Raw genomic sequence first — 22,843 nt, forward strand, 5'->3', positions numbered from 1 at the left:
CCTCCGCCATTGACATGCCTGGAGAGCGGGCATGATCATCCGCTCTCTTCTCCGCGCCGGGTTCGCCCTGTGAGGCGCCCGCAGCGAAAGGCATTTAAACGTGGCCAAGCAGCACCTGCTCCTGGTCGATGGTGACCCGAAGAGTCTCCGTGTGATGGAGGTCAGCCTGAAGAAGGCCGGCTTCTCCGTGACGACGGCTATCCACGGCAAGGACGCGCTCGAGAAGGTGCAGATCAGCCCGCCGGACCTCGTGCTCGCCGACACGAAGATGCCGGAGATGGACGGCTTCGAGCTGTGCAAGACGCTCAAGTCGGACGAGCGCTACAAGCACATTCCCTACGTCTTCCTCACCAACCAGAAGGCGGTCGAGGCGAAGGTGAAGGGCCTGGAGCTCGGTGGCGACGACTACCTGACCAAGCCCATCTACATCAAAGAGATCGTCACGCGCGTGACGATGATCCTCCAGAAGGCGGACAAGGAGAGGATCGAGCGGCGCGAGACGACCAAGGGCGGGTTCGCGGGCAACCTGGCCGACATGGGCGTGGTGGACCTGGTCCAGACGTTCGAGATCGGCCGCAAGACGGGCACCATCTCCATCAAGGGAGACCGGGTCGCCACCATCTACTTCAAGGAAGGCCGCGTCATCGACGCGGAGATGGGGCGGCTCAAGGGCGAGAACGCCTTCTACCGGCTGCTCAACGCCACCGAGGGCGAGTTCGACGTCCAGTTCACCGCGTTGGACCGGCCCGAGCGCATCGAGGTCTCCACCCAGGGCCTGCTGATGGAGGGCATGCGCCGGCTGGACGAGTGGGGCCGCATGCTCGAGCAGCTGCCTCCGCTGGAGACGGTGTTCGAGATCGACTACCACCAGCTGGCGGACCGGCTCTCGGAGATTCCGGACGAGGTGAACGGGCTGCTGCGGCTCTTCGACGGCAAGCGGAGCCTGAGCCGGGTGGTGGAGGACTCGGACTTCGATGACCTGGCGGCGCTGGGCATCATCAGCAAGCTGTACTTCGAGGGGCTGATCCGCGAGCTGGGCAGCGTCTCGCAGGAGCCGGTGCAGAGCGGCAAGCCCGGCATCGAGGAGTGGCTGCACAACGCGCCGGCGCCGAGCGCCCCGGCCGAGCCCGCGCCGGAGCCGGTGGCCCCCGCGGTGACGCCCGCGCCGGTGCCCGAGGTGGCGCCGGTGGCCGTGGCCGCGCCGGTGGTGGAGCAGCCCGCGCCGGTGCCCGTGGAGGTGCCGGTAGTGCCGCCGGTGGAGCCCATGGCCGAGCCGGAGCAGGTGGCTCCCGCGCAGGCCGCCGCCGGGTCCGACGAGGATCGGCCGCGGCAGCTCGCCAACGTCGTCGTCTTCGAGTCCCGGAAGCGCGCGTCGAACGTTCCCGAGACGGACATCATCGCGCCGCCGCGCTCGGCCGAGGGCTCGTCGTTCCTCGTGGAGCCGGCGCCGGCCCACCGCGCCAAGGAGCTGGAGCGGCGCAGCCTGCTGCTCGACTGGAGCCGGGTGGACGTGGATGGCCTCGGCTCGGCGGGAGGGTGGGGTCCGGGTTGGTCTCCGGCGCCTCGTGCCTCGACGTCTTCCAGTGCACCGGCCTCCACGCCCTCTACGCCCTCCACGCCTCCGTCTCCGTCCGCTCCCGCGGCCCCGGTGGATGCGTCCTCGCGTGGCCCCATCTTCGGCGGGGCCGCCGTGGCCCCCAATCCGTTTCCGCCTGTGCCTCCTCCGGAGCCCGCGACTCCGGCCGAGGAGGTGACGTTGGTGTCGGGCTCGAAGCCCGCTGTCCCCGTCACGCCCGTGTCCTTGCCCGCCGTGGTCGAGAAGCCCGCGGAGCCTCCGGCCGAGAAGCCCCAGCAGCTCGCGCTGCCGCCGTACCCGGGCCATGGTGCGCCCGATCCCGCCGCCGCGTCCAAGCCCGTGGAGCAGCCCCGGCCCGTCGAGACGCCCAAGCCGGAGCCCAGGCCCACGCCGCAGGCCAGCAAGCCCGTGGCGGATGATCCCAAGCCGCGTCCGGTGTCGCCCCGGCCCACGACGCAGCCCAAGACGCCAGCGGCCGGCGTGCAGAACGCGCAGCAGCCGAAGCCGAACCGGACGGGCCTCATCATCGGCGGCATCGTGGCGATCGCCATGGTGGCCGCGGTGGTGGTGTTCACCCAGTCGGGTGGCTCGGACAAGCCCACGCCTCCGCCGCCCGCGCCGAAGCCCGCGCCCACCGAGCAGGTGAAGGCGCCCGAGCCCGAGAACAAGGCCCCCGAGGCGAAGGCCCCGGAGACGAAGCCGGTCGAGACGGCGACGCCCGAGACGAAGCCCGTCGAGACGCCGGCCGCAACGGCCCAGACGGCCGTGACCGACGCGGGGACGCCCGCCAAGACCCCCGAGCAGCCGGCCGTGGCCGCGAATGGCACCGCGCCCACCGAGGATGACGGCAAGGACGACGAGCCGGAGCAGCCCGCGGCGCAGCAACTGAGCCCCGAGGCCCAGTACGCCAACCTGACGCGCCAGGCGAAGAAGCTCATGTCGTCGGGGCGCTACAAGACGGCGGCCTTCTCGTACCGCAAGGCGCTCAACCTCAAGCCGGACTCGGCCGAGGCCAAGGCGGGCCTGGGCATCTCCCTGGTGCGCAGCGACTCGAGCTACCGCGAGGCCGTCAAGCTGCTGGAGGACGCCCTGAAGGACCAGCCGAACAACGCCCACGCCTGGCTGTGCCTGGGCATGGGCCGGCAGATGGTCCAGCAGGACAAGAAGGCAATCGACGCCTACAAGCGCTATCTCTCGTTGGAGCCCAACGGCCAGTACGCCAACGACGTGCGCGCCGCGCTCAAGTCGCTCGGACAGTAGGCGTGGCGGCGGGCTCCTGGTAGAGAGGAAGCCCTTTGCTCGTACTCGGAATCGAAACCTCCTGTGATGAGACCGCCGCCGCCCTCGTGGAGGACGGCCGGCGTGTGCTCTCCGATGTCGTCTCCACCCAGGTGGACATCCACCGGCGCTGGGGTGGGGTGGTGCCGGAGCTGGCCAGCCGCAACCACGTGGTGCAGGTCATGCCCGTCGTGCACGAGGCCCTCACCCGGGCCGGCAAGACGCTCGACGACGTGGACCTCATTGGCGTCACCTCCGGGCCCGGCCTGATCGGCGCGCTCCTGGTGGGCGTGCAGGTGGCCAAGTCGCTGAGCCTCGCCACGGGCATCCCCTTCGTCGGGGCCAACCACCTCGAGGGGCACCTGCTCGCCATCCGCCTGCTGGAGGACGCGCCGGAGCCTCCGTTCCTCGGGCTCGTCGTGTCCGGTGGCCACACCAGCCTCTACGAGGTGCAGGACTACGGCCGCTACCGGCTGGTGGGCAGCACCCGCGACGACGCCGCGGGCGAGGCCTACGACAAGACGGCGCGCATCCTCGGCCTGCCGTACCCGGGCGGGCTGCCCATTGATCAGCTCGCGCAGAAGGGCGACCCCGAGGCCATCCGTTTCCCCCGCGCGCTGCCCGGGGCGGAGAACTTCGACTGGTCCTTCTCGGGGCTGAAGACGGCGGTGGCGCAGCACGTGCGCAAGCACGGCGTGCCCGAGGGGCAGGCGCTGGCGGACCTGTGCGCCTCGTTCCAGGAGGCCGTGGCGGACGCGCTGTCGAAGAAGTTCGTCGCCGCGGCGCGCCGGCTGGGATTGAAGAACCTGGTGGTGTGCGGGGGCGTGGCGGCCAACTCGCGGTTGCGCTCGCTGAGCCTGGAGCGCGCGAAGGAGCGCCACTTGAATCTGTACCTGCCGCCGGTGCGGCTGTGCACGGACAACGGCGCGATGATCGCCGTGGCCGGTTACGAGGCCTGGCGCCGGGGACTTCGCGGGGACTTCAATCTGTCCGCGGACCCGGCCTGGCGCATGTGAAGGTGAAGGGAGCCGAGAGAGTGGATACGCCACGTGACATCCTCCAGCGCCACGGCCTGAGGGCCAAGCACAGCTGGGGGCAGAACTTCCTGGGGGACCCGGACATCCTGGAGGCCATCGCCGACTCGCTGGAGCTGCGCGAGGGCGAGCCGGTGGTGGAGCTGGGTCCGGGCCTGGGGCACCTCACGCGTTTTCTCGCCGCCACGAAGGCGCGCGTCACCGCGGTGGAGAAGGACCGGGACATGATCGCCGTCCTGGAGAAGGAGGCCATCCCCGGGGTGCGCGTGGTGGACGGCAACGCGGCCACGGTGGACTTCGCCAAGGTGGCGGGCGTGCCCGAGGTGAAGGTGGCGGGCAACCTCCCGTACCACCTGACGAGCTCCATCCTCTTCCAGGTGCTGGAGCAGCGCGAGCACGTGACGCGCGCCGTCTTCACCCTGCAGAAGGAGGTGGTGGACCGGCTCGCGGCGGAGCCGGGTGGGCGCGACTACGGCCTGCTCACCGCCATCCTGGGGCTCTACTTCACCTCGGAGAACCTCTTCGACATCGACGCCCACCGCTTCCATCCGCCGCCCAAGGTGGACTCGGCGGTGCTGCGGCTGATCCGCCGTCCCGCGCCGCTGGCGCCGGTGGTGGACGGGGCGCGCTTCATCCGCCTGGTGAAGGCGGGGTTCGCCCAGCGCCGCAAGACGCTCATCAACTCGCTCAAGTCGGACAAGTCGCTGGGGACGAGCGAGCAGCTCCACCAGGCGCTGCAGACGGCGGGCATCGATCCGACGCGGCGAGCGGAGACGCTCTCGTCCGAGGAGTTCGCCGCCATCGAGCGGGCGCTCGGTCCCGTGACGAGGTAGCGGCAATTTGGCGTCCGGCCCGCTCTGGTGTTAACGCTAGAGCGGCTCGGAGAGGATGGATGACGCCCCTGCCCATCAATGAGCTGGAGCCGGTGCTCAACCGCTTCGGCGTGGTGTACGCGGTGTTCGCCCGCCCGGACGGGGTGGTGTTGCTGCGTTGGGGCGATCCGAGCCCCATCCCGCTGCTCGACGAGAAGACCTTCGTGGGAGCGACCCAGGACATGGCCCGGGTCTACCGCTCCCTGGATCGCATGCTCCTGCCGCAGATGGACGTGCAGGGCGAGTACCTCGGCATCCGCTCGAAGGTGGCGGACAAGGTGGTGTACGCGCTCTTCTTCGAGACGCGGCGCTTCGAGGCGGCCACGCCCGTGGAGCGGCTGCGCACCGAGTACGCCTTCTGCAAGTCACTGGGGAGCGCGGTGGACGCGGCGCTCCAGCCCTGGGTGGCCTCGCGTTGAGAGGGCTCGGGAAGGGCGCGGGAAGGGCTCAGGACTACTCGCCGCCGCCGCCGAGCACCTTGGCCAGCTCGCCCTGTTGCGACAGCCACGCGCGGAACTCGTCCTCGGACAGCCGCATGCGGGCCAGCACGCCGCGGAGGATCTCCTCCGGGGTGCCGTCCTTGCGCCGCTTGAGCTCCAGGGCCGTCTTCAGGAGGGCCACACCGTAGAGTGGATCCGGCTCCACGGCCCGTGTTGGGGACGTCTCGGTGGACGTGGCCCGGCGTGGCTCCAGCTCGATGACCGTCTTCGCCCGCTGCCGTCGATTCATCTCCCTCGGTCCCCGCGCGTTGGCGTTTTCCGCACCGCGCGTGCGTCCCTGGTAGTGGACGCTCATCGGGCCGTCAAGCGTGGCGAGCCGGAAGGGAGCGCGATCATTGCCCGGCCGTCACTCCCGTGCTCTATTCCGCGCCCCGTTCCGGCCGGAGTTCCCCCCACCGGAGCGCGGCTCTCGTGCAGTCGGAGGTCTCGAAGCGGATGGACAACCGCTACATCGTGGTCGAGGGGCCCATCGGCGTCGGTAAGACGAGTCTCTCCAACTTCGTGGCCGAGCGTTTTGGCGCCCGGCGTGTCTTCGAGAAATACGAGGAGAATCCCTTCCTCGCCCACTTCTACGAGGACCGGCAGAAGTACGCCTTCCAGACGCAGATCTTCTTCCTGCTCTCGCGCTTCCAGCAGCAGCAGGAGCTGTTCCAGCCGGATCTGTTCAACTCGGTGACGGTGAGCGACTACCTGTTCGCCAAGGACCGCATCTTCGCGTGCCTGACGCTGGGCTCGCACGAGCTGTCGCTCTATGAGCGGGTCTTCGAGGCCCTCACCCCCCGGGTGACACGGCCGGACCTGGTCATCTACCTGCAGGCGCGCCTGGACGTGCTGCTCCACCGCATCAAGAAGCGGGGCCGCGAGTTCGAGCGCCAGTTCGACGCCGGCTACCTGGAGGAGCTGGTCCACGCCTACAACGACTTCTTCTCGCGCTACACGGAGACGCCGCTGCTGGTGGTGGACACCTCGGACATCGACTTCGTGCACAACGAGGACGACCTGAAGGGGCTGATGGGCGCCATCGACCGGGCGCGTCAGGGGACCCACCACTACCACCCCCAGAGCGCCAGGCGCCTCTGAGCGGGGCTCGGCTGCCTGCCTGCCCTCAAGAAGCCCCCCGCGGCGCTCCCAAGGGCGTTAGAGTGTGACTCGGTGGCCGCTTCCGGCGATCCCCTCGGGGACGGCGAGAGGCGTCCATGCATGCACCGGCAGGACGTTGAACCCCTATCCCCAGAGGAGGTGAACCGTGAAGGACAAGGTCACCATCCACACGCTGAAGCGCCTGAAGCAGAGCGGCCAGAAGATCTGCATGGTCACGGCCTACGACGCCACCTTCGCCCGTGTTTTCGATGAAGCCGGAGCGGACGTGCTGCTCGTGGGAGATTCCCTGGGCATGGTCGTGCAGGGCCACGACTCCACGCTCCCCGTCACGATGGACCAGATGGTGTACCACTCGGCCGCCGTGGCCCGGGGGACGAAGCGGGCGCTCGTGGTGGGCGACCTGCCCTTCATGAGCTACCAGGTGTCGGTGGAGGAGGCGGTGCGCAATGCCGGCCGCATGGTGGCGGAGGGCCGGGTGGGCGCGGTGAAGCTCGAGGGCGGTGCCGAGTTCGCCGACGTCATCTCCGCCATCACCCGCGCGAGCATCCCCGTCATGGGCCACCTGGGCCTCACGCCGCAGTCGGTGCACAAGATGGGCGGCTACGTGGTGCAGGGCCGCGACGAGGACGCGGCGCGCAAGATTCTCGAGGACGCCATCGCGCTGGAGCGCGCGGGCTGCTTCGCGCTGGTGCTCGAGGGCGTGCCGCTGGAGCTGGCGCGTCAGGTGACGCAGCGGCTGTCCATCCCCACCATCGGCATTGGCGCGGGCAAATACTGCGACGGCCAGGTGCTGGTCTGCTACGACCTGCTGGGAATGAACCCGGACTTCAAGCCCAAGTTCGTGAAGCGCTACGCCAACCTCCACGGCTCCATCACGGAGGCCGCGGGCGCCTACTTCTCCGAGGTCCGCGCGGGCACCTTCCCGGACGAGGAGCACTCCTTCAAGTCCAAGCCCATCCGCCTCGTGGCCTCCACGCCGGAGCCCACGGACGCGTCCGCCGAGCCGGAGAAGATGGGCCCCGTCTACGGAGCACCGGTCTAGCCCATGGCCCCGCTCGTCCTTCGTACCGTTGCCGAGACCGCCGCGTGGGCGGAGTCCGTCCGCCGCTCGGGGCGCCGGTTGGCGCTGGTGCCCACCATGGGCTTCCTGCATGAGGGGCACGTCTCGTTGATGCGCGAGGGACGCACGCGCGCCGGCGTCGTCGCGGCCTCCATCTTCGTCAACCCCACCCAGTTCGGTCCCAAGGAAGACCTGTCGCGCTATCCGAGGGATCTGGAGGGGGACCTGGCCAGATGCGCCAGCGCCGGGGTGGAGGCCGTGTTCGCCCCCGTTCCGGCGGAGGTGTACCCGCCGGGTTACCAGACGTACGTGGACGTGGAGCAGGTGAGCCAGGGCCTGTGCGGTGCGCGCCGGCCCGGCCACTTCCGCGGCGTGGCCACGGTGGTGACGAAGCTGCTGTGCCTCTTCAAGCCCCAGCTCGCCCTCTTCGGCGAGAAGGACTACCAGCAGCTCCAGGTCATCCGCGCCCTCGAGCGCGACCTGAACCTTGGAGTTGAAATCATCGGCATGCCCACCGTGCGGGAGGCGGACGGGCTGGCGATGAGCTCGCGCAATGCCTACCTGTCCCCCGAGGAGCGCCAGCGGGCGCTCGCCCTGTCGCGGGGCCTGGCGGCGGCCCAGGCGCTGTGCCGGAGCGGGACGCGCGAGACGCCGGCCCTGGTCGCCGCGGTGCGTCGCGAATTGGAGGCAGCGGGCCTCCGAGAGGATTATGTCGAGTTGGTGGACGCTACCTCGCTGACCCCGCTGCCGGCCGTGAGTCCGGGCCAGACGGCGCGGTTGTTGGTGGCGGCCTTCGTTGGTTCCACACGGCTGATCGACAACCAGCCCATCGGAGGCTAGGGGACACGAGCGTATGGCGGCAGGCAAGGGCAAGGGCGGGACGGGTGACGGCATCAAGATCATCGCCGAGAACCGCAAGGCGCGAGCCGCCTACACCGTGGACGAGAAGGTCGAGGCCGGCCTGTCGCTCTCGGGCAGCGAGGTGAAGGCGTTGAGGGCGGGGACGGCCAACCTCTCGGACGCCTACGCCCTGCCCAAGGGCAGCGAGCTGTACCTGCTCAACGCTCACATCGGCGTCTACAACCCCTCCAGTTTTTTCAGCCACGAGCCTCTTCGCGGCCGCAAGCTGTTGATGCACCGCGAGGAAATCGACCGGTGGATCACGAAGGTTCGGGAGCGAGGCTATTCCATCATCCCGCTCCTGCTGTATTTCAAGAACGGCCGGGCGAAGGTGGAGCTGGGGTTGTGCCGGGGCAAGACGCACGAGGACCGACGGCAGGACATCAAGGAACGGGAGACCAAGCGGGAGATGGACCGGGCGATGCGCCGTCGCTGAAACGCCCCCCTCGTCCGCTAGCGCACGTCGATGGACAAGAAAGGTCCTGAGAAGAAGGCGCGGCTGTTGGCCGCACTCGAGAAGGGCATGGTGATGATCCACCTGGACGCGCGCCGTCCGGGGGTGCTCGTCCCGCCATCGCTGCGCACTGAGTCCCACCTGCGCCTCAACCTGTCCTACCGGTTCGATCCACCGGACCTGACGGTGGGCGAGTGGGGCGTGCGCTGCACGCTGAGCTTCTCGGGGAGCCGCTTCAAGGTGGCGGTGCCGTGGTCGGCGCTGTTCGCCATCACCAGCCACCTGACGAAGGAATTCTGGATGTACCCGGACGACATGCCGGCCGAGCTCATCCAGCAGACGATGGTGACGACGAAGGTGCCGGAGAGCGTGACGGAGCAGTCGGCCCCGGCGGCGGAGGCGCGTCCCCGGACGGTGTTGCGCGAGGTGGGGCGGCCGGAGGACGAGTCGCCCGAGCCCGTGGCGGCGGTTCCGGTTCCGGCTCCTGCTCCTGCTCCGGCTTCCACGCCGGCCCCCGTCCCCGTGTCGGCACCCACCCCGGTTCCCGCGCCGAGCCCCGTCGAGGCCGAGGGGCCCCGGGACGAGCCGCCACCCGGACCGAGGCGGGGCCACCTGCGCCTGGTGAAGTGAGCGCGGGCCCTCCCGCGCCTCAGCGCTCGAACTGGAGGTCGATCGACACGGGCTCGCCGCCGGTGAAGGTGCCCTTGCGGGACTTGTAGCCCTTGAGGGTCACCTGGAAGGGGACCTTCTGGCCGGTGGCGTAGGTGTTGTCGATGACGAGGGGCGTGGTGCCGATGACCTGGCCGTTCACGGAGACGGTGGCGCCCTCGGGCTGGCTCTGGAAGGCGAGGATGGGCAGGGTCTGCTTGGGGGTCACCGAGTAGAAGAGCCGGGTGAGCAGGGGCCGGAGGGAGGGGTAGCCCACCACGGCGGCGCCGCCCAGCAGCAGGAGCGTGGCCAGGATGGCCACCGGACGTCCCCACTGCATGCGGGCCTTGGGCTCCTCGTATGCCGTCTCCTGCTTCGGGGCACGCTCCTCCAGCTCCAGCTCGTCTTCCCTCATGTCCAGCACCGAGCGCCGCGAGGTGGGCAGGGTGGTCGGCACGGAGGAGAGGTCCTCGGCGAGGGAGGAGAGCCCCGGGGAGAGCTCGCGGGCGCAGCGGTCGCACGGGGCATGGGCCGAGGCGAGGGGCGCGTTGCAGCGGGCGCAGCGGAACTCCCGGCCCCGGGCCGGAGTGGGCGCGGGAGCGGAGACGGGCGCGGCGGCGGGGGCCTCGGCGGTGGGGAGGACGAGCCGGCCGCTCATGCTGAGCGCGGGTCCACCGGGCACGGCCTCGTTCTCCTCGTGCTGCAGCTCGAAGGAGGGGGGATTCACGGACCGGGTGGACAGCGAGGGGCGGCGGACGGTGGGCTCGAGGACGCCCGGCTGTGAGCCGCTGGCTCCCGGAGACTCCGCGGCCTGTGCGCGCTCGACGAGGGTGAGGGGCGGCGAGAGGCTGGCGATGAACGTGGCGAGCGACTGGGAGGTGGCGGGCTCACCGGCCTGGGACAGGTAGCGGGCGAGGGCCTCGGCCATGTCCTCGGGCCGGGGGAAGCGGGCCTCGGGCGTCTTGTCCATGGCGCGCGCCACCACCGCGGCGAGCGGCGCGGGGATGTCCGTGAGGGGCGCGGGCTCCTGCTGGGTGATGGCGAGGGCGAAGGCCATGGGATCCCCAGCGCCATCTCCGAAGGGGTGGCGTCCGGCGAGCAGCTCGTAGAGGACGATGCCGAGCCCGAACAGATCGCTCGAGGCGTTGGCCGGCTCGCCGCGCAGCGTCTCGGGGGCGGCGTAGGGGAGCTTGCCCTTGAAGGTGCCGGGCTGGGTGCCCATGGACACGCCCTCGAGGCGGGCGATGCCGAAGTCCGTCACCTTCACCTCGCCCTCGCGGGAGACGAGGATGTTGGAGGGCGAGATGTCGCGGTGGGCGGTGAGCACGGGGCGGCCGTTGTGGAGGCGGCGGTAGGCGTGGATGAGCCCCGCGAGCGTCTGGGAGCCGATGAAGGCCACCAGGTGGGGAGGGAAGCGCTGGCCGCGGCGTTGGGCGTGGCGCAGCAGCACGCCCAGGTCCCAGCCGTCCACCAGCTCCATCACCATGAAGAGCCCCTCGGGGCTGGTGCCCACGTCGTAGACGCTGGCGATGTTCTGGTGCTGGAGGTGGGTGGCCAGCCGGGCCTCGGCGAGGAACATCTGCGCGAGGGTGGGCTCGCTGGCCAGGTGCGGCAGCATGCGCTTGATGGCCACGGACTTCTCGAAGCCCTGCGCGCCGCGCGCCACGCCGAGGAACAGCTCCGCCATGCCCCCCATGGCCAGTGGGCGCAGCAGACGGTAGCGGGACTCGTTCATGCGTTCCTCCACGCGCCCGGCCTCACGGCAGGGTGATCTCGCGCAGCAGCTTCCAGGGGTAGATGCCGGTGCCGTGGCCGTCGCTGAAGACGAAGGTGAGGGCGTAGTTGCCCACGGGCTGCAGCTGGGTGATGCGCACGTCCGCGGGCACCCGGGCCGGGTCCAGCGTGCGCTTGTTGGTCCACTCGTCCACGCACCCGGCGCACGGGCACTGCTGGCGCAGCACCTGGGCGGTGGCGCCCGTCTTCACCCCGTCCTCCCAGACGAGGCTCAGCCGGGTGTTGTCCGGAGAGAGCGTCACTTCCGTGGCGGACACGGGGCGCTCGGTGGGCTTGATTCGATCCCAGAAACTCAAGGGGTTCCCCTTTCAGGGCCAGAACATCGCTGCGCCCTGCTTACCATCCAGCGCACCGGTGGGGGAGGGGAAGCCCGTCGAGGCGCTGAAGAGGCGCTCACGAGGCGAGCTTCACGGGGAGCCGGTGGCCCTCGACGCGCACGCCCTTCTTCTCCAGCACCCGGCGCAGGGCGGAGACCACGGCCGGGTCCAGCTGCTTGCCGCTGAGGTTCTCCAGAATCTCCATGGCCTTCTCCAGGGGCATGGCCTTCTGGTAGGGGCGGGTGGAGGTGCAGGCGTCGAAGGTGTCCGCGCACGCGACGATGCGGGCCAGCAGGGGGATGTCCTCGCCGGCGAGCTTGTCCGGGTAGCCGGTGCCATCCCAGCGCTCGTGGTGGCTGCGCACGCAGGAGCGCATGGCCTGCAGGAAGCTGATGGGCTTGATGATGGTGTCGCCGATGGCCGGGTGCTCGCGCATGATGGTCATCTCCTCGTCCGTCAGCCGCGACTGCTTGCAGAGGATGGACTCGACGATGCCGATCTTCCCGATGTCGTGGAGGATGCCGCCGAACTGCAGCTGCTTGAGCTCGCGCTCGGACAGGGCCATCTCGCGGCCGATCTCCACGGCCACGTCGCCCACGCGCTGGCTGTGGCCGCGGGTGTAGGAGTCCTTGGAGTCGATGGAGTTGGCCAGGGCGACGATGGTCTCCAGGTAGCCCTGCTCGAGGCTCTCGTAGAGGCCGCGGTTCTCGTGGTCGTACGCGAGCAGCTGCTTGCTCATGTAGTTGAACGTGCGGGCCAGATCGCCGAGCTCGTTCTTCTGGGGGACGTTGACCTCGAGGCCGAACTTGCCCTGGGCCAGTTGCAGGGCGCCCTGGATGAAGCCCTTGAGGGGGCGGGTGACGCTGCGCGAGAAGAAGGCGGCGAGCGCGAGGGCCACCACGGTGGCGGCGAGCACGGTGAGCAGCAGGCGCCGCTCCATGGTCTCCACCTGCTTGTAGGCGAGCGCCACGGGCTGCTCGGAGACGATGGCCCAGTGGGGGTCCGCGAGGGTGGCGTAGGCGGCGACGACGGCCTCGTCGCCCTCGGCGAAGTTGCCCACGTGGAGGATGTCGGTGTCCGGGGAGCGCGCCACGCCCTTGAGCAGGTGCGACACCACGGGCCGGTGGGAGACGTCCTGGCCGGCCACCAGTCCGCCGCCGCCGGCGAGCACATGGCCCTTGGCATCGGCGAGGTAGACGAAGCCGGTGCTGCCCACGCGCTCCTGGACGAGCATGGTCTGCAGCTCCACCAGGGACACGTCCGCGGCGATGTAGCCCTTGACGGGCTCGCCCACGGGGAAGGCGAACGTCACCACGGCCTCGCCGCTGGGGCGCCACACCACGTCCGCGAAGTGCAGGCCGGCGAGCCCTTCCAGCAGGGCCACGGCGCGCGACTCGTGCTCGGCGAGCGCGGTGGGGGGCACGTCACTGACGGCGAAGGCCTGCAGTCCGGGGAGGCGCTTGCCCTCGGGCCCGAAGAGGGTGATGGCCTGCACCTCGCGGCTCTGGTTGAGCACCGCGCGCAGGTACGTCTGCTGCTGCTCCAGCGGCAGGGCGAAGAAGTTGGGCACGCGCGCCATGCCCATGACGGCGCGCGTGGGCTCGGCGAGGAAGCCCTCCACCTTCAGCTTCAGCTGTTTGACGCGCTCCTGGGTGAGCTCCTGGGCGTCGCGCACCAGCAGCTCGCGCGTGTCGGACACGGACAGCAGGCCCACCATCACGGTGGGCACCAGGCTGGCCACCAGCATCAACAAGAGGATGGTCTTGAAGAGCCGCATGGGGACGCGCCTCCCGCGCTACTTCCACTTCGAGGGCTGCACCTGGAGATTGATGGGCCTGGCCGGCGCTTCCGCCACCTCGAAGCCCTGCTCGGCCGAGGCCTCGGAGCGGGCGTCGCGGGCCACCGCGCGCACGCTCCAGCGGTAGGCGCCCGCGCTCAGCGACACGCGGAGCTGGTGGGCGCTGGCCTGCAGCGTGCGCTTCTCCCCGCGGGCGGGGATCAGCTCCACCTCGTAGCCCTCCGCGCCCTCCACCGGCTTCCACGCGAGGGTGACGGGGCTCGGGCCGCTCTTGGCGGGCTGCACGGTCAGCTTCAGCTTGTCGGCGGGGGAGGTGGGCTGGGGCACGGCCAGCGGCGCCCGGGGCATCGGCGGCGGCTGGCCCTTCTCCACGCGCACGCTCTCGCCGGGGTAGACGGGACGGGTGACGCCTTCGGCCTCCACGCGCACCGGCTGGCCGGAGCGGGACTCCACGGTGGTGATGCCCTTGTCGTTCACGTTCACGGTGAAGGCGGTGGGCTGTGTCGCCGCCACCAGCTTCCAGGCACCATCGGCGGCCTGGGCGGCGTCGTCGTAGCGCGCACCCTGGAAGTAGGCCTCGGCCTCCTTCAGCTTGGCCGCGGCCTCCTCGCGCCTGGCCGCCTGCGTGTCCGCCTGGGCCAGCGCGTTGCGCGCCGTCGTCAGCGAGCGCTGGGCGAGCTCGCGGTTGGGCCCGGGCAGCTTCAGCTTCGTGCCCGGCGCCACCGCGTTGTCCTTCAATCCATTGAGCGCCTTGAGCTCACTGGCACCCCCGCGGTCTCCCAGCGTGCGCTGGGCCACCTCGGCGAGGGACTCTCCATCGCGCACCACCACCTCGGTGGGCGCCAGCATCAGGAATGCGAGCAGGAGGGACGCCTTCATTGGAACACGATCTCCCTTCCGGCCCGGACGGTGGCCGCTGGCGTGGTGACGGACAGGGACTGGCGTGCCGGATCTTCCATCTCGGCGTCCACCCGTCCGCGGAGAACGGTCAGGTCCGTGCGCTCCTGCCCGGGCCTGGGCCGCGTCTCCGCGATGCCGATCAGCGCGTCGTCGCCCAGGTTCACGATGCTTCCATTGGCGAAGACGATCTGCGCTCCCGCACCAGCCACGGTCCGTACCTTGTCGTTCTCGAAGAGGGGCATGCCCTCCTGGGCGGGGAGCCATTCGTCTCCCGCCGCGCGTTTGACCTTCACATCTCCTTGAAGGCCCTTGAGCTGGGCACGGCGCACCGGAGGCGGCGCGGCCGGTGCCTGCACCGGGGCCACGGGCTTCTCATCGGCGGGACAGCCCACCGACAAAGTCCCGAGGAGGACGAACACCATAGAGGACCAGCGTCTTTTCACGAGAGAGGTTCCGGTCCTCCAGTGTAACGGGGAATGGACCCGGGACCCAGGGGGCTGGTCACAAGTGCTCGGTCGGTTCAGTCCAGCCGTCGATGTTGCAGGCAGGGCAGATTCTTGCGGATACGGGCGAGCAGCTCCGGATCCACCGGTGCCACGGCGAGCCCCTCGCCCTCGGACGCCCGGGCCGTTACCAGCCCCCACGGGTCCACCACCATGGCGTGGCCCCAGGTGACGCGCTGGGGCGAGTGCCGTCCGCCCTGGGCCGGGGCGAAGAGGTAGCACTGGTTCTCGATGGCGCGCGCGCGCAGCAGCACCTCCCAGTGATCCTTGCCCGTCATGAGGGTGAAGGCCGCCGGCACCGCCAGCAGCGTCGCGCCCTCCTGGGCCAGGCGCCGGTACAGCTCGGGGAAGCGCAGGTCGTAGCAGATGGACAGGCCCAGCCGGCCCAGCTCCGTGTCCGCCGTCACCACCTGGCTGCCGGGGGCCACCGCCTCCGACTCGCGGTAGGGCGTCCCGTCACCCACGTCCACGTCGAAGAGGTGGATCTTCCGGTACACGGCCCGCCGCGCGCCGTCCGGCCCGAAGAGGACGGTGGTGTTGTAGAGGCGGCCGCCCGGGGCGCCCGTCTCCAGGATGGAACCGGCCAGCAGTGTCACCTTCCGCTCCCGTGCCAGCTCGGCCATGCGCGAGAGCGTGGGCCCCTCGAGCGTCTCGGCGGCACCCGTGCGCTCGGCTTCTGGACCCATCCAGCTGAAGTTCTCGGGCAGGCCCACCAGCCGGGCTCCCAGGTCGGCCGCACGCCGGACGAGCCGGGTGGCCGATTCGAGGTTGTGGGCCTTGTCCGCGGTGGACACCATCTGGGCTGCGGCAATGAGGTGCATGGGGGCGTTATAACCGGTCCCCGTCCACGGAAACCCCGGGAATCCCTACCCCTGGGGGGACTGTTGGATGTCAGGACAAGGGGTGCGTCATCCTTTACACCCCGAGGTGGCGTGTGCTACGGACGCCGCCGACATTTTTCGACGCAGTTCCTCGAAAAGTGGGCCGTCGCGCCCGCTTTTCGTGTTTTTGGAGTCCGGAGTTTTCGAAGCGGCCTATGGCGGAGAACATCAAGCAAACGGTGGAGGCAAGGGCGCAGGAGCTGCTCGAGCCCATCGTTGCGGGCGAGGGGCTGGAGCTCCTCGAGGTGGAGTTCCTCCGCGAGCGCGAGGGCTGGATCCTGCGCCTGTTCATCGACAAGCCGGGTGGACGGGTGGGTCTGGACGAGTGCTCGCAGGTCTCGCGGGCGGTGGACACGGTGCTGGACGTGGAGGACATCGTCCCCCACGAGTACAGCCTGGAGGTCTCCAGCCCCGGTGTGAACAGGCCCCTGAAGAAGCCCGCGCATTTCGAGCGGGTGAAGGGCCAGAAGGTCAAGGTGAAGACCTTTGGTCCCATCGGGGAGCCGCCGCGCAAGAACTTCACCGGAACGCTCACCGAGGTGGCGGCCGACGCCATCGCCGTGGACGTGGAAGGGGCGGGCAGCTTCCGCATCTCCTTCAAGGACATCGCCAAGGCCAATCTGGAGTTCGAGTTCTAGCAGTCCACATACAGGGTGCGCCCTCGCGCGGGCGCGCCCGTGGAACCTTTGGAGAAGATGATGCCCACGCCAGCCAACCCCAACATCAACCTCAACCTCGTCCTGGACCAGGTGGCCAAGGACAAGGGCATCGACCGCAGCGTGCTCATCGCCACGCTCGAGGACGCGATGACGACCGCGGCCAAGAAGCACTTTGGCCAGGAGCGCAACCTCGAGGCGAAGTACGATCCGGAGAAGGGCGTGGTGGAGCTCTTCCAGGCCATCACCGTGGTGGAGACCATCACCGACCCCATCCAGGCGGTGAATCAGATCTCCCTCGACGAGGCGCACAAGAAGGGCATGGAGGTGGAGCCGGGCGACGAGCTCGTGTTCCAGATCTTCTACCGTGACGAGGACGCGGCGGAGGCCAAGGCGCAGGACGATCAGTACGGGGACATCCTCCGGCTGAAGACGTTCCGCCGCGGCTTCGGACGCATCGCGGCCCAGACGGCCAAGCAGGTCATCCTCCAGCGCACCCGCGACGCCGAGCGCGAGAACGTCTTCAACGAGTACAAGGACCGGCGCAACGAGATCGTCACCGGCATCGCCCGGCGTTTCGAGCGCGGCAACATCATCGTGGACCTGGGCCGCGCCGAGGCGGTGCTCCCGGTGCGCGAGCAGGTGCCGCGCGAGACGTACCGCGCCGGTGACCGTGTCCAGGCCTACGTGCTGGACGTGCTGCGCGAGTCCAAGGGCCCGCAGATCGTCCTCAGCCGCGCCTCCGTGAACCTGCTGACCAAGCTGTTCGAGATGGAAGTGCCGGAGATCGCCGAGGGCATCGTCGTCATCGAGGCCGCGGCGCGTGAGCCGGGTGGGCGCGCGAAGATCGCCGTGTCCAGCCGCGACTCGGACGTGGATCCGGTGGGCGCGTGCGTGGGCATGAAGGGCAGCCGCGTGCAGGCGGTGGTGCAGGAGCTGCGCGGCGAGAAGATCGACATCGTCCCCTACGACGAGGACCCGGCGCGCTTCGTGTGCGCCGCCCTGGCCCCGGCCGAGGTGAGCCGCGTCATCATCGACGAGGCCAACCACGCCATGGAGCTCATCGTCCCGGATGACCAGCTGTCGCTGGCCATCGGCCGGCGCGGGCAGAATGTCCGTCTGGCGGCACAGCTGACCGGTTGGAAGCTGGACATCAACAGCGAGAGCCGGGTGCGCGAGATGCGCGAGTTCGCCAACCGTTCGCTGGGCGCCCTTCCGGGTGTCAACGAGATGCTGGTCGAGACGCTCTACGCGCACGGTTTCCGTCAGGCGAAGGACATCGCCGAAGCCAATCCGGAGATGCTGGGCCAGATTCCGGGGATGGACCCGTCGCGGATTCCCGCCATGCAGGAGGAGGCCCGGAAGCAGATGTCGCTGGACGCGGCCGAGCTGTCGCGCATGGAGCGCGAGCGCGAGCAGGCCCGCCAGGCCGAGGCGCGCCGTCATCCGGACGAGCTCAGTCAGACGGAGCGTCTGGCCCGCGTCAGGGGCATGGGCGAAAAGACGATCGAACAGCTGGGCCTGGCCGGTTACAAGACGGTCGAGGACCTCGCCAACGAGAAGGACCTGGCGAAACTGGGCGACGTGCCGGGCGTTGGTATCAAGAAGGCCCGCCAGCTCAAGAGCGCGGCGGAGAACTACCTGGTGGAGGAGGCCAAGCTCCGGGCGGAGCTCAACGCCGAGCGCGGGGCCTCTTCTTCGGCCGCCCCTCCGGCGGGCGCCCTGGTCTAAGGTCGGGGTAAGATCGTAAGCTCGCTCGGTGGGCAGGGGGGATGCGCCTGAAGGCTCGTTCCGGTAATAGAAGAAAAGAAGAACTCCCGGCGAACGCCGGACCGGTGCGAAGCTGCATCGGCTGCGGCGCCCGGCGGATCCAGTCGGAGCTCACCCGGTTGGCGGTGAGCCCCGAGGGCGCGGTGGTGGTGGACCGGGCGAGGCGGCTCCCTGGGAGGGGGGCATGGCTCTGCGGAGCCGGGTGCCTGGCGGCGGCGGTGAAGCGGAAGGCCTTTGGCAGGGCCTTCCGGGGGAAGGCGGGGGCGGTCGACCCGTCGGCCCTGGGACAGGCGTTGGAGTCGGGCCCGGCTCGAGGTGGAGCGGCCGGGGGGAGTGGGTGTTAGCACCACTCGCACACATTTTTGGATTAGGGTGCTGCGCCCGGTAGTCGGCGGAGCAAAAGGCCAAGCAACGTATGTCGAAGAAGCGCGTTCACGAGATTGCAAAAGAGCTCAAGGACCAAGGGGTCGAGCTCGACAACAAAGAGGTCGTGACTGAGCTCGTCGCGCTCGGCTACGACGTCAAGAGCCACTCGTCCTCGCTCGAGGACGATCAGGCCACCGCTGCCGTACAGAAGATCCTGGACAAGCGGAAGCCCAAGCAGGCGGCGGCGCCGGTGACGGCCAAGGGATTCGTGGTGCGCCGCAGGGCGCCGACGAGCTCTCCCTCGTCCTCCGACGCCGGTTATGACGAGGCTCCGGCCTCCGAGGCCCCGCGTGCCGCCGAGGCGCCGGCCGCCGAGGCACCTGTCGCCGAGGCTCCGCGGGCCGTCGAGGCTCCCGCCGCCGAGGCCCCACGGGCCGCTGCGTCGCAGCCGCCCCCCGCCGCCGCTCCGGAAGTGTCGGCCGCTCCCGTCGCTCCGCCCGCTTCCGCCGTCGAGGCGCCGCGGGCCGCTGCTCCGGCTCCCGTTTCCGAGGCTCCGGCCGCCCCCGTGGCGCCGGCTCCTCCCGCCGAGGCACCCCGTGCCGAGGCCCAGCCTGCCGCCGCGGAGCCGTCCAGCCCCGCCACGCAGCCGTCGTCCCCCGCGGCCGCCATTGAGGCGCCACGGGCCGCGGAGCCGCCCCGTGCGGCCACCCCGCCCCCGGCTGCCGCCGCGCAGCCGCCATCCTCTGTCAAGGAGTCACCCAGCTTGTCTACCCGCCCGCCTTCGGCGGTTCCACCCACTGTCCGGACCCCCTCGGCCCATCCTTCTTCCGGTCCGCATCGGACCTCTTCCCCGGGTGGTCCCGGGGGCATGGGAGGCCGTCCCGGCGGTCCCGGTGGCCAGGGAGGCCGTCCCGGCGGTCCCGGTGGTCAGGGAGGCCGTCCCGGTGGCCCCGGTGGTCAGGGAGGCCGTCCTGGCGGTCCCGGTGGTCAGGGAGGCCGTCCCGGTAGCCCTGGTGGTCAGGGAGGCCGTCCCGGTGGCTCCGGCCAGTACCAGCGTGGCGCGCCCAGCCAGTACCAGCGCAGTGGCGGTATCCAGTCGACCGGTCCGGTGCGTCCTTCCTCTCCGGGGACTCCGGCGGGTGGTCAGCCCGGCGCTCCGGGTCAGACGGGCCAGCAGGTGATGGTGGGCGGTGTGCCCCACCAGCAGGTCACGCAGGATCCGCGCTCGCTGCGTCCCACGGCCACGCAGGCCGTCGTCATCTCCCGTCCGCTCATCCAGGTTCGCCGGGTGACGCCCACGGGTGGCGCGGGCAAGCAGTACCCCATGGCGCCGGGCAAGAGCGCCATCGGCACCGAGAAGCGTGAGTTCCGGGTCATCCCCGACCACGCCGGCCGGGGCCGCGAGCTCGTCGACGTCTCCAAGGGCAAGGACAAGGAGAAGGCGGGCCGCACCAAGCGCGGTCCGGCGGGCGAGGGCGGTCCGTCCAAGCAGGAGATCTCCGATCTCGTGTGGGGACGCGTCACCATCCCCATCCGCGGCAAGAAGAAGAAGCCCACGAAGAAGGGCGCCAAGACGCAGATCACCCAGATGGCCGAGGAGAAGAAGGTCATCAAGATCCAGGAGGGCATCTCCGTGTCCGACCTGGGCCAGCGCATGGGTGTGCGCACCAACGAGCTCATCAAGAAGCTGATGGGCCTGGGCAAGATGGCCACGGCCAACCAGATCATCGATCCGGAGACCACCGAGCTGCTCGCCACCGACTACGGCTGGCGCGTGGAGAAGGCGGGCTTCGAGGTCGAGGACTTCCTGCCCGAGGTGGAGGCGCGTCCCGAGGACGAGCGCACCCGTCCGCCGGTGGTCACGGTCATGGGTCACGTCGACCACGGCAAGACGAGCCTGCTCGACGCCATCCGCGCCGCCAACGTGGCGGCCGGCGAGGCCGGTGGCATCACCCAGCACATCGGCGCCTACTCGGTGAAGACGTCGCGCGGTGACATCACCTTCCTGGATACCCCGGGCCATGAGGCCTTCACGTCCATGCGCGCCCGCGGCGCCAACGTGACGGATATCGTGGTGCTGGTGGTGGCCGCCGACGACGGCGTGATGCCGCAGACGATCGAGTCCATCAAGCAGGCCAAGGCCGCCGAGGTGCCCATCGTCGTCGCCATCAACAAGATGGACGTGCCGGGCGCCAATCCGGACCGCGTGAAGAAGGACCTGGCCAACTACGAGCTCACCCCCGAGGAGTGGGGCGGTGAGACCATCATGGTGCCGGTGTCCGCCAAGCAGAAGATGGGCATCGACCTGCTGCTGGAGAACATCGCGCTGCAGGCCGAGGTGCTCGAGCTCACGAGCAACCCGGGCCGTCCGGCGGTGGGCGCCATCATCGAGGCCAAGCTGGAGAAGGGCCGCGGTCCCGTGGCCACGGTGCTGGTGCAGGAGGGCACGCTCAAGGTGGGCGATGCCGTCGTCACCGGTACGCACTTCGGCCGCGTGCGCGCCATGAACAACAGCCGGGGCGAGTCCGTGAAGGAAGTGCTCCCGGGCTACTCCGCCGAGCTCATCGGTCTGTCGGGTGTGCCCACCGCGGGTGACACCCTCAACGCGGTGGCCGACGAGAAGGCGGCCAAGGAGATCGCCTCCCACCGCGCCATGAAGGGCCGTGAGGCGGAGCTGGGCAAGCCCAGCACCCGCGAGACGCTCGAGCAGCTGTTCGCCAAGACCAAGGCGGGCGGTGGTGCCAAGGAGCTGCGCCTCGTCATCAAGGCGGACGTGCAGGGCTCGGCCGAGGCCGTCAAGGAGGCCGTCCAGAAGCTGTCCACCCACAAGGTCCGCGTGGAGATCGTCCACTCGGGTGTGGGCGCGATGACCGAGGGCGACGTGATGCGCGCGGCCGCTTCCAAGGGCCTCGTGGTGGGCTTCAACGTCAAGCCCGAGTCCGGCACCGAGGCCGCCGCCAAGGCTCAGGAGGTGACGCTGCAGACCTACAGCATCATCTACGAGCTCATCGACGGTGTGCGCAAGGCCATGGAAGACCTCCTGGAGCCCATCCGCACCGAGCGCAAGCTGGGCCGTGCCGAGGTGCGCAACACCTTCAACGTGCCGAAGCTGGGCACCATCGCCGGTGCGGCGGTGCTCGACGGTGTGATGAAGCGTGGTGCCTTCGTCCGCCTGCTGCGCGACAGCAAGCAGTTGTTCTCCGGCAAGATGGCCTCGCTCCGCCGCTTCAAGGACGACGTGAAGGAAGTCGCCCAGGGCTTCGAGTGCGGTATCGGCATCGAGAACTACAGCGATCTCAAGCCCGGCGACATCATCGAGGCCTATGAGATCGAGGAGACGCGGCCGAGCCTGAGCTAGTTCGCTCTGGCCGCTGTCCGTCACCACCGGAATGCACCCGGTGGCCCGCCGTCCAGGCGAGGTCACCGGGCCGAGGTCCTGAGTGTCATGTTCGTCTGCGTCGCACGTCTGACCCTGCAGATTCCGGAGAGCGGTTCCCTCAAGGCCAAGCGGCAGGTGCTCCGCCGGGTAACGGAACGGGTGAAGGCCCGGTTCAACGTGGCGGTGGCCGAGGTGGATGACCAGGATCTCTGGCAGAAGGCCACGCTCGCGCTGGCGGTGGTGGGCAACGAGCGCCGCCACGTCGACGAGCAGATGGAGAAGATCATCCACTTCGTGGAGGAGATGTACGTCGCGCCCCTGCTGACCCGGCAGACGGAGATCATGGCCTTCGGGGACACGCTGTACACCCCCGGACCGCCGCGGTCCGCTGGACGGGCCGAGGCCGGGGACGACGAGGAATCGGACGAGGAGGAGGCGTCGGACGATGAGGCGGGTCCGGAAGCGGACCTGGAGGAGCTCATCGCCGGCATGGGCCGTGGAGATCGCTCCATGGCCGAGGCCGAGGGGATGGCGGACTGGGAGCGCCGGCACCAGGGGCAGGAGAGCGGGCGGCCGGCCCGGGGCACGGAGCGGCAGCAGGGGCCGCTGTCCCTGGATGATGCCCGGGCGCGCGCCCGGAGCCTGCGCAACCCGAGGGATTGGGAGAAGAAATGAGTACCAGCAATCGGCCGGAGCGGGTGGGGCAGGAGATCCAGGCGGCGCTCGGGAGGATGCTCACCCGGGGTGAGCTGAAGGATCCCCGCATCGGCTTCATCACCATCACCGGCGTGAAGGTGTCGCCGGACCTGAAGACGGCGCGCGTCTACTACTCGATGATGGGGAGCGAGCAGGAGCGCAAGGAGACCCAGAAAGGTCTCGAGGCGGCCAAGGGTTACATCCGCCGGGAAATCACCGAGGCGGTGAACCTGCGCGTCTCGCCCGAGGTGTTCTTCACCTTCGACGAGTCGCTGGAGCGGGGTGACCGCATCGAGCGGTTGCTGCGCGAGGTGAAGGACAAGGAAGGCTGGTAGCCGCGCACGGTGCGGTTGCCGGTGA

The 22,843-nt window shown here is 69.8% G+C and carries 22 protein-coding genes; 15 read left to right on the forward strand and 7 right to left on the reverse strand.

Features of this window, described 5'->3' with window-relative positions:
* Window positions 1-100: 100 nt before the first annotated feature.
* From VFZ09_RS37200 to VFZ09_RS37215, 4 genes are read left to right on the forward strand one after another with little or no spacing between them, the layout of a single operon-like run.
* The gene (locus VFZ09_RS37200) at window positions 101-2,836 is read left to right on the forward strand and encodes a response regulator (RefSeq protein WP_329732519.1); all 2,736 of its coding nucleotides are present in this window, start codon (window positions 101-103) and stop codon (window positions 2,834-2,836) included.
* A 35-nt stretch (window positions 2,837-2,871) separates the two neighbouring features.
* On the forward strand, window positions 2,872-3,870 hold the full coding sequence (gene tsaD, locus VFZ09_RS37205) for a tRNA (adenosine(37)-N6)-threonylcarbamoyltransferase complex transferase subunit TsaD (RefSeq protein WP_329732520.1): 999 nt from the start codon (window positions 2,872-2,874) through the stop codon (window positions 3,868-3,870).
* Window positions 3,871-3,890: 20 nt separating this feature from the next.
* A complete protein-coding gene (gene rsmA / locus VFZ09_RS37210) occupies window positions 3,891-4,721 on the forward strand; it encodes a 16S rRNA (adenine(1518)-N(6)/adenine(1519)-N(6))-dimethyltransferase RsmA (RefSeq protein ID WP_329732521.1) in 831 nt (276 codons plus the stop codon).
* Between the two features lie 59 nt (window positions 4,722-4,780).
* Complete coding sequence (locus VFZ09_RS37215; protein WP_329732522.1) at window positions 4,781-5,179, forward strand: hypothetical protein; 399 nt, start codon at window positions 4,781-4,783, stop codon at window positions 5,177-5,179.
* Window positions 5,180-5,213: 34 nt separating this feature from the next.
* Here the strand turns inward: VFZ09_RS37215 and VFZ09_RS37220 are convergent, their stop codons facing one another.
* Window positions 5,214-5,489 (reverse strand): hypothetical protein, encoded by a 276-nt coding sequence (locus VFZ09_RS37220; protein WP_329732523.1) that lies wholly within the window; start codon window positions 5,487-5,489, stop codon window positions 5,214-5,216.
* Window positions 5,490-5,695: 206 nt separating this feature from the next.
* On the opposite strand from VFZ09_RS37220, the gene VFZ09_RS37225 reads away from it, so the two are divergent.
* The 5 genes from VFZ09_RS37225 to VFZ09_RS37245 all read left to right on the forward strand — a co-directional run bounded on the left by VFZ09_RS37225 (window position 5,696) and on the right by VFZ09_RS37245 (window position 9,405).
* Window positions 5,696-6,340, forward strand: a complete 645-nt coding sequence (locus VFZ09_RS37225) for a deoxynucleoside kinase (RefSeq protein ID WP_329732570.1) — start codon at window positions 5,696-5,698, stop codon at window positions 6,338-6,340.
* Between the two features lie 166 nt (window positions 6,341-6,506).
* Entirely contained in the window at window positions 6,507-7,403 is an 897-nt protein-coding gene (panB, locus tag VFZ09_RS37230; protein ID WP_329732524.1) for a 3-methyl-2-oxobutanoate hydroxymethyltransferase, read from the forward strand.
* 3 nt (window positions 7,404-7,406) lie between these two features.
* Complete coding sequence (gene panC, locus VFZ09_RS37235) at window positions 7,407-8,261, forward strand: pantoate--beta-alanine ligase (RefSeq protein WP_329732525.1); 855 nt, start codon at window positions 7,407-7,409, stop codon at window positions 8,259-8,261.
* 13 nt (window positions 8,262-8,274) lie between these two features.
* Window positions 8,275-8,757, forward strand: a complete 483-nt coding sequence (gene smpB / locus VFZ09_RS37240; RefSeq protein WP_329732526.1) for an SsrA-binding protein SmpB — start codon at window positions 8,275-8,277, stop codon at window positions 8,755-8,757.
* Between the two features lie 30 nt (window positions 8,758-8,787).
* Window positions 8,788-9,405, forward strand: a complete 618-nt coding sequence (locus VFZ09_RS37245) for a ClpXP protease specificity-enhancing factor SspB (protein ID WP_329732527.1) — start codon at window positions 8,788-8,790, stop codon at window positions 9,403-9,405.
* A gap of 19 nt (window positions 9,406-9,424) precedes the next feature.
* Here VFZ09_RS37245 and VFZ09_RS37250 read toward each other — a convergent pair whose 3' ends face one another.
* From VFZ09_RS37250 to VFZ09_RS37275, 6 genes are all read right to left on the reverse strand, one after another.
* A complete protein-coding gene (locus tag VFZ09_RS37250; RefSeq protein WP_329732528.1) occupies window positions 9,425-11,158 on the reverse strand; it encodes a serine/threonine-protein kinase in 1,734 nt (577 codons plus the stop codon).
* A 22-nt stretch (window positions 11,159-11,180) separates the two neighbouring features.
* Window positions 11,181-11,513: a DUF971 domain-containing protein gene (locus VFZ09_RS37255; protein ID WP_329732529.1), complete on the reverse strand. Its 333-nt coding sequence runs from the start codon at window positions 11,511-11,513 to the stop codon at window positions 11,181-11,183.
* A 97-nt stretch (window positions 11,514-11,610) separates the two neighbouring features.
* Complete coding sequence (locus tag VFZ09_RS37260; protein WP_329732530.1) at window positions 11,611-13,311, reverse strand: HD domain-containing phosphohydrolase; 1,701 nt, start codon at window positions 13,309-13,311, stop codon at window positions 11,611-11,613.
* An 18-nt stretch (window positions 13,312-13,329) separates the two neighbouring features.
* Window positions 13,330-14,211, reverse strand: coding sequence for a LysM peptidoglycan-binding domain-containing protein (locus VFZ09_RS37265; protein ID WP_329732531.1), 882 nt, complete (start codon window positions 14,209-14,211; stop codon window positions 13,330-13,332).
* Window positions 14,208-14,654 (reverse strand): FecR domain-containing protein, encoded by a 447-nt coding sequence (locus VFZ09_RS37270; RefSeq protein WP_329732532.1) that lies wholly within the window; start codon window positions 14,652-14,654, stop codon window positions 14,208-14,210. The genes VFZ09_RS37265 and VFZ09_RS37270 overlap by 4 nt, the downstream gene beginning before the upstream one ends.
* Before the next feature lie 98 nt (window positions 14,655-14,752).
* Window positions 14,753-15,556, reverse strand: coding sequence for a carbon-nitrogen hydrolase family protein (locus VFZ09_RS37275; RefSeq protein WP_329732533.1), 804 nt, complete (start codon window positions 15,554-15,556; stop codon window positions 14,753-14,755).
* A 215-nt stretch (window positions 15,557-15,771) separates the two neighbouring features.
* On the opposite strand from VFZ09_RS37275, the gene rimP reads away from it, so the two are divergent.
* The 6 genes from rimP to rbfA all read left to right on the forward strand — a co-directional run bounded on the left by rimP (window position 15,772) and on the right by rbfA (window position 22,818).
* Entirely contained in the window at window positions 15,772-16,254 is a 483-nt protein-coding gene (rimP, locus tag VFZ09_RS37280; protein WP_329732534.1) for a ribosome maturation factor RimP, read from the forward strand.
* Window positions 16,255-16,314: 60 nt separating this feature from the next.
* The gene (nusA, locus tag VFZ09_RS37285; protein WP_329732571.1) at window positions 16,315-18,003 is read left to right on the forward strand and encodes a transcription termination factor NusA; all 1,689 of its coding nucleotides are present in this window, start codon (window positions 16,315-16,317) and stop codon (window positions 18,001-18,003) included.
* Between the two features lie 41 nt (window positions 18,004-18,044).
* Window positions 18,045-18,386: a YlxR family RNase P modulator gene (locus tag VFZ09_RS37290; protein ID WP_329732535.1), complete on the forward strand. Its 342-nt coding sequence runs from the start codon at window positions 18,045-18,047 to the stop codon at window positions 18,384-18,386.
* A gap of 71 nt (window positions 18,387-18,457) precedes the next feature.
* A complete protein-coding gene (gene infB / locus VFZ09_RS37295; RefSeq protein ID WP_329732536.1) occupies window positions 18,458-21,766 on the forward strand; it encodes a translation initiation factor IF-2 in 3,309 nt (1,102 codons plus the stop codon).
* 87 nt (window positions 21,767-21,853) lie between these two features.
* Entirely contained in the window at window positions 21,854-22,462 is a 609-nt protein-coding gene (locus VFZ09_RS37300) for a DUF503 domain-containing protein (RefSeq protein WP_329732537.1), read from the forward strand.
* Window positions 22,459-22,818: a 30S ribosome-binding factor RbfA gene (rbfA, locus tag VFZ09_RS37305; RefSeq protein WP_329732538.1), complete on the forward strand. Its 360-nt coding sequence runs from the start codon at window positions 22,459-22,461 to the stop codon at window positions 22,816-22,818. Before VFZ09_RS37300 ends, rbfA begins: the two co-directional genes overlap by 4 nt.
* Window positions 22,819-22,843: the final 25 nt, after the last annotated feature.

The organism is Archangium sp. (assembly GCF_036277355.1).
Classification (GTDB): Bacteria; Myxococcota; Myxococcia; order Myxococcales; family Myxococcaceae; genus Archangium.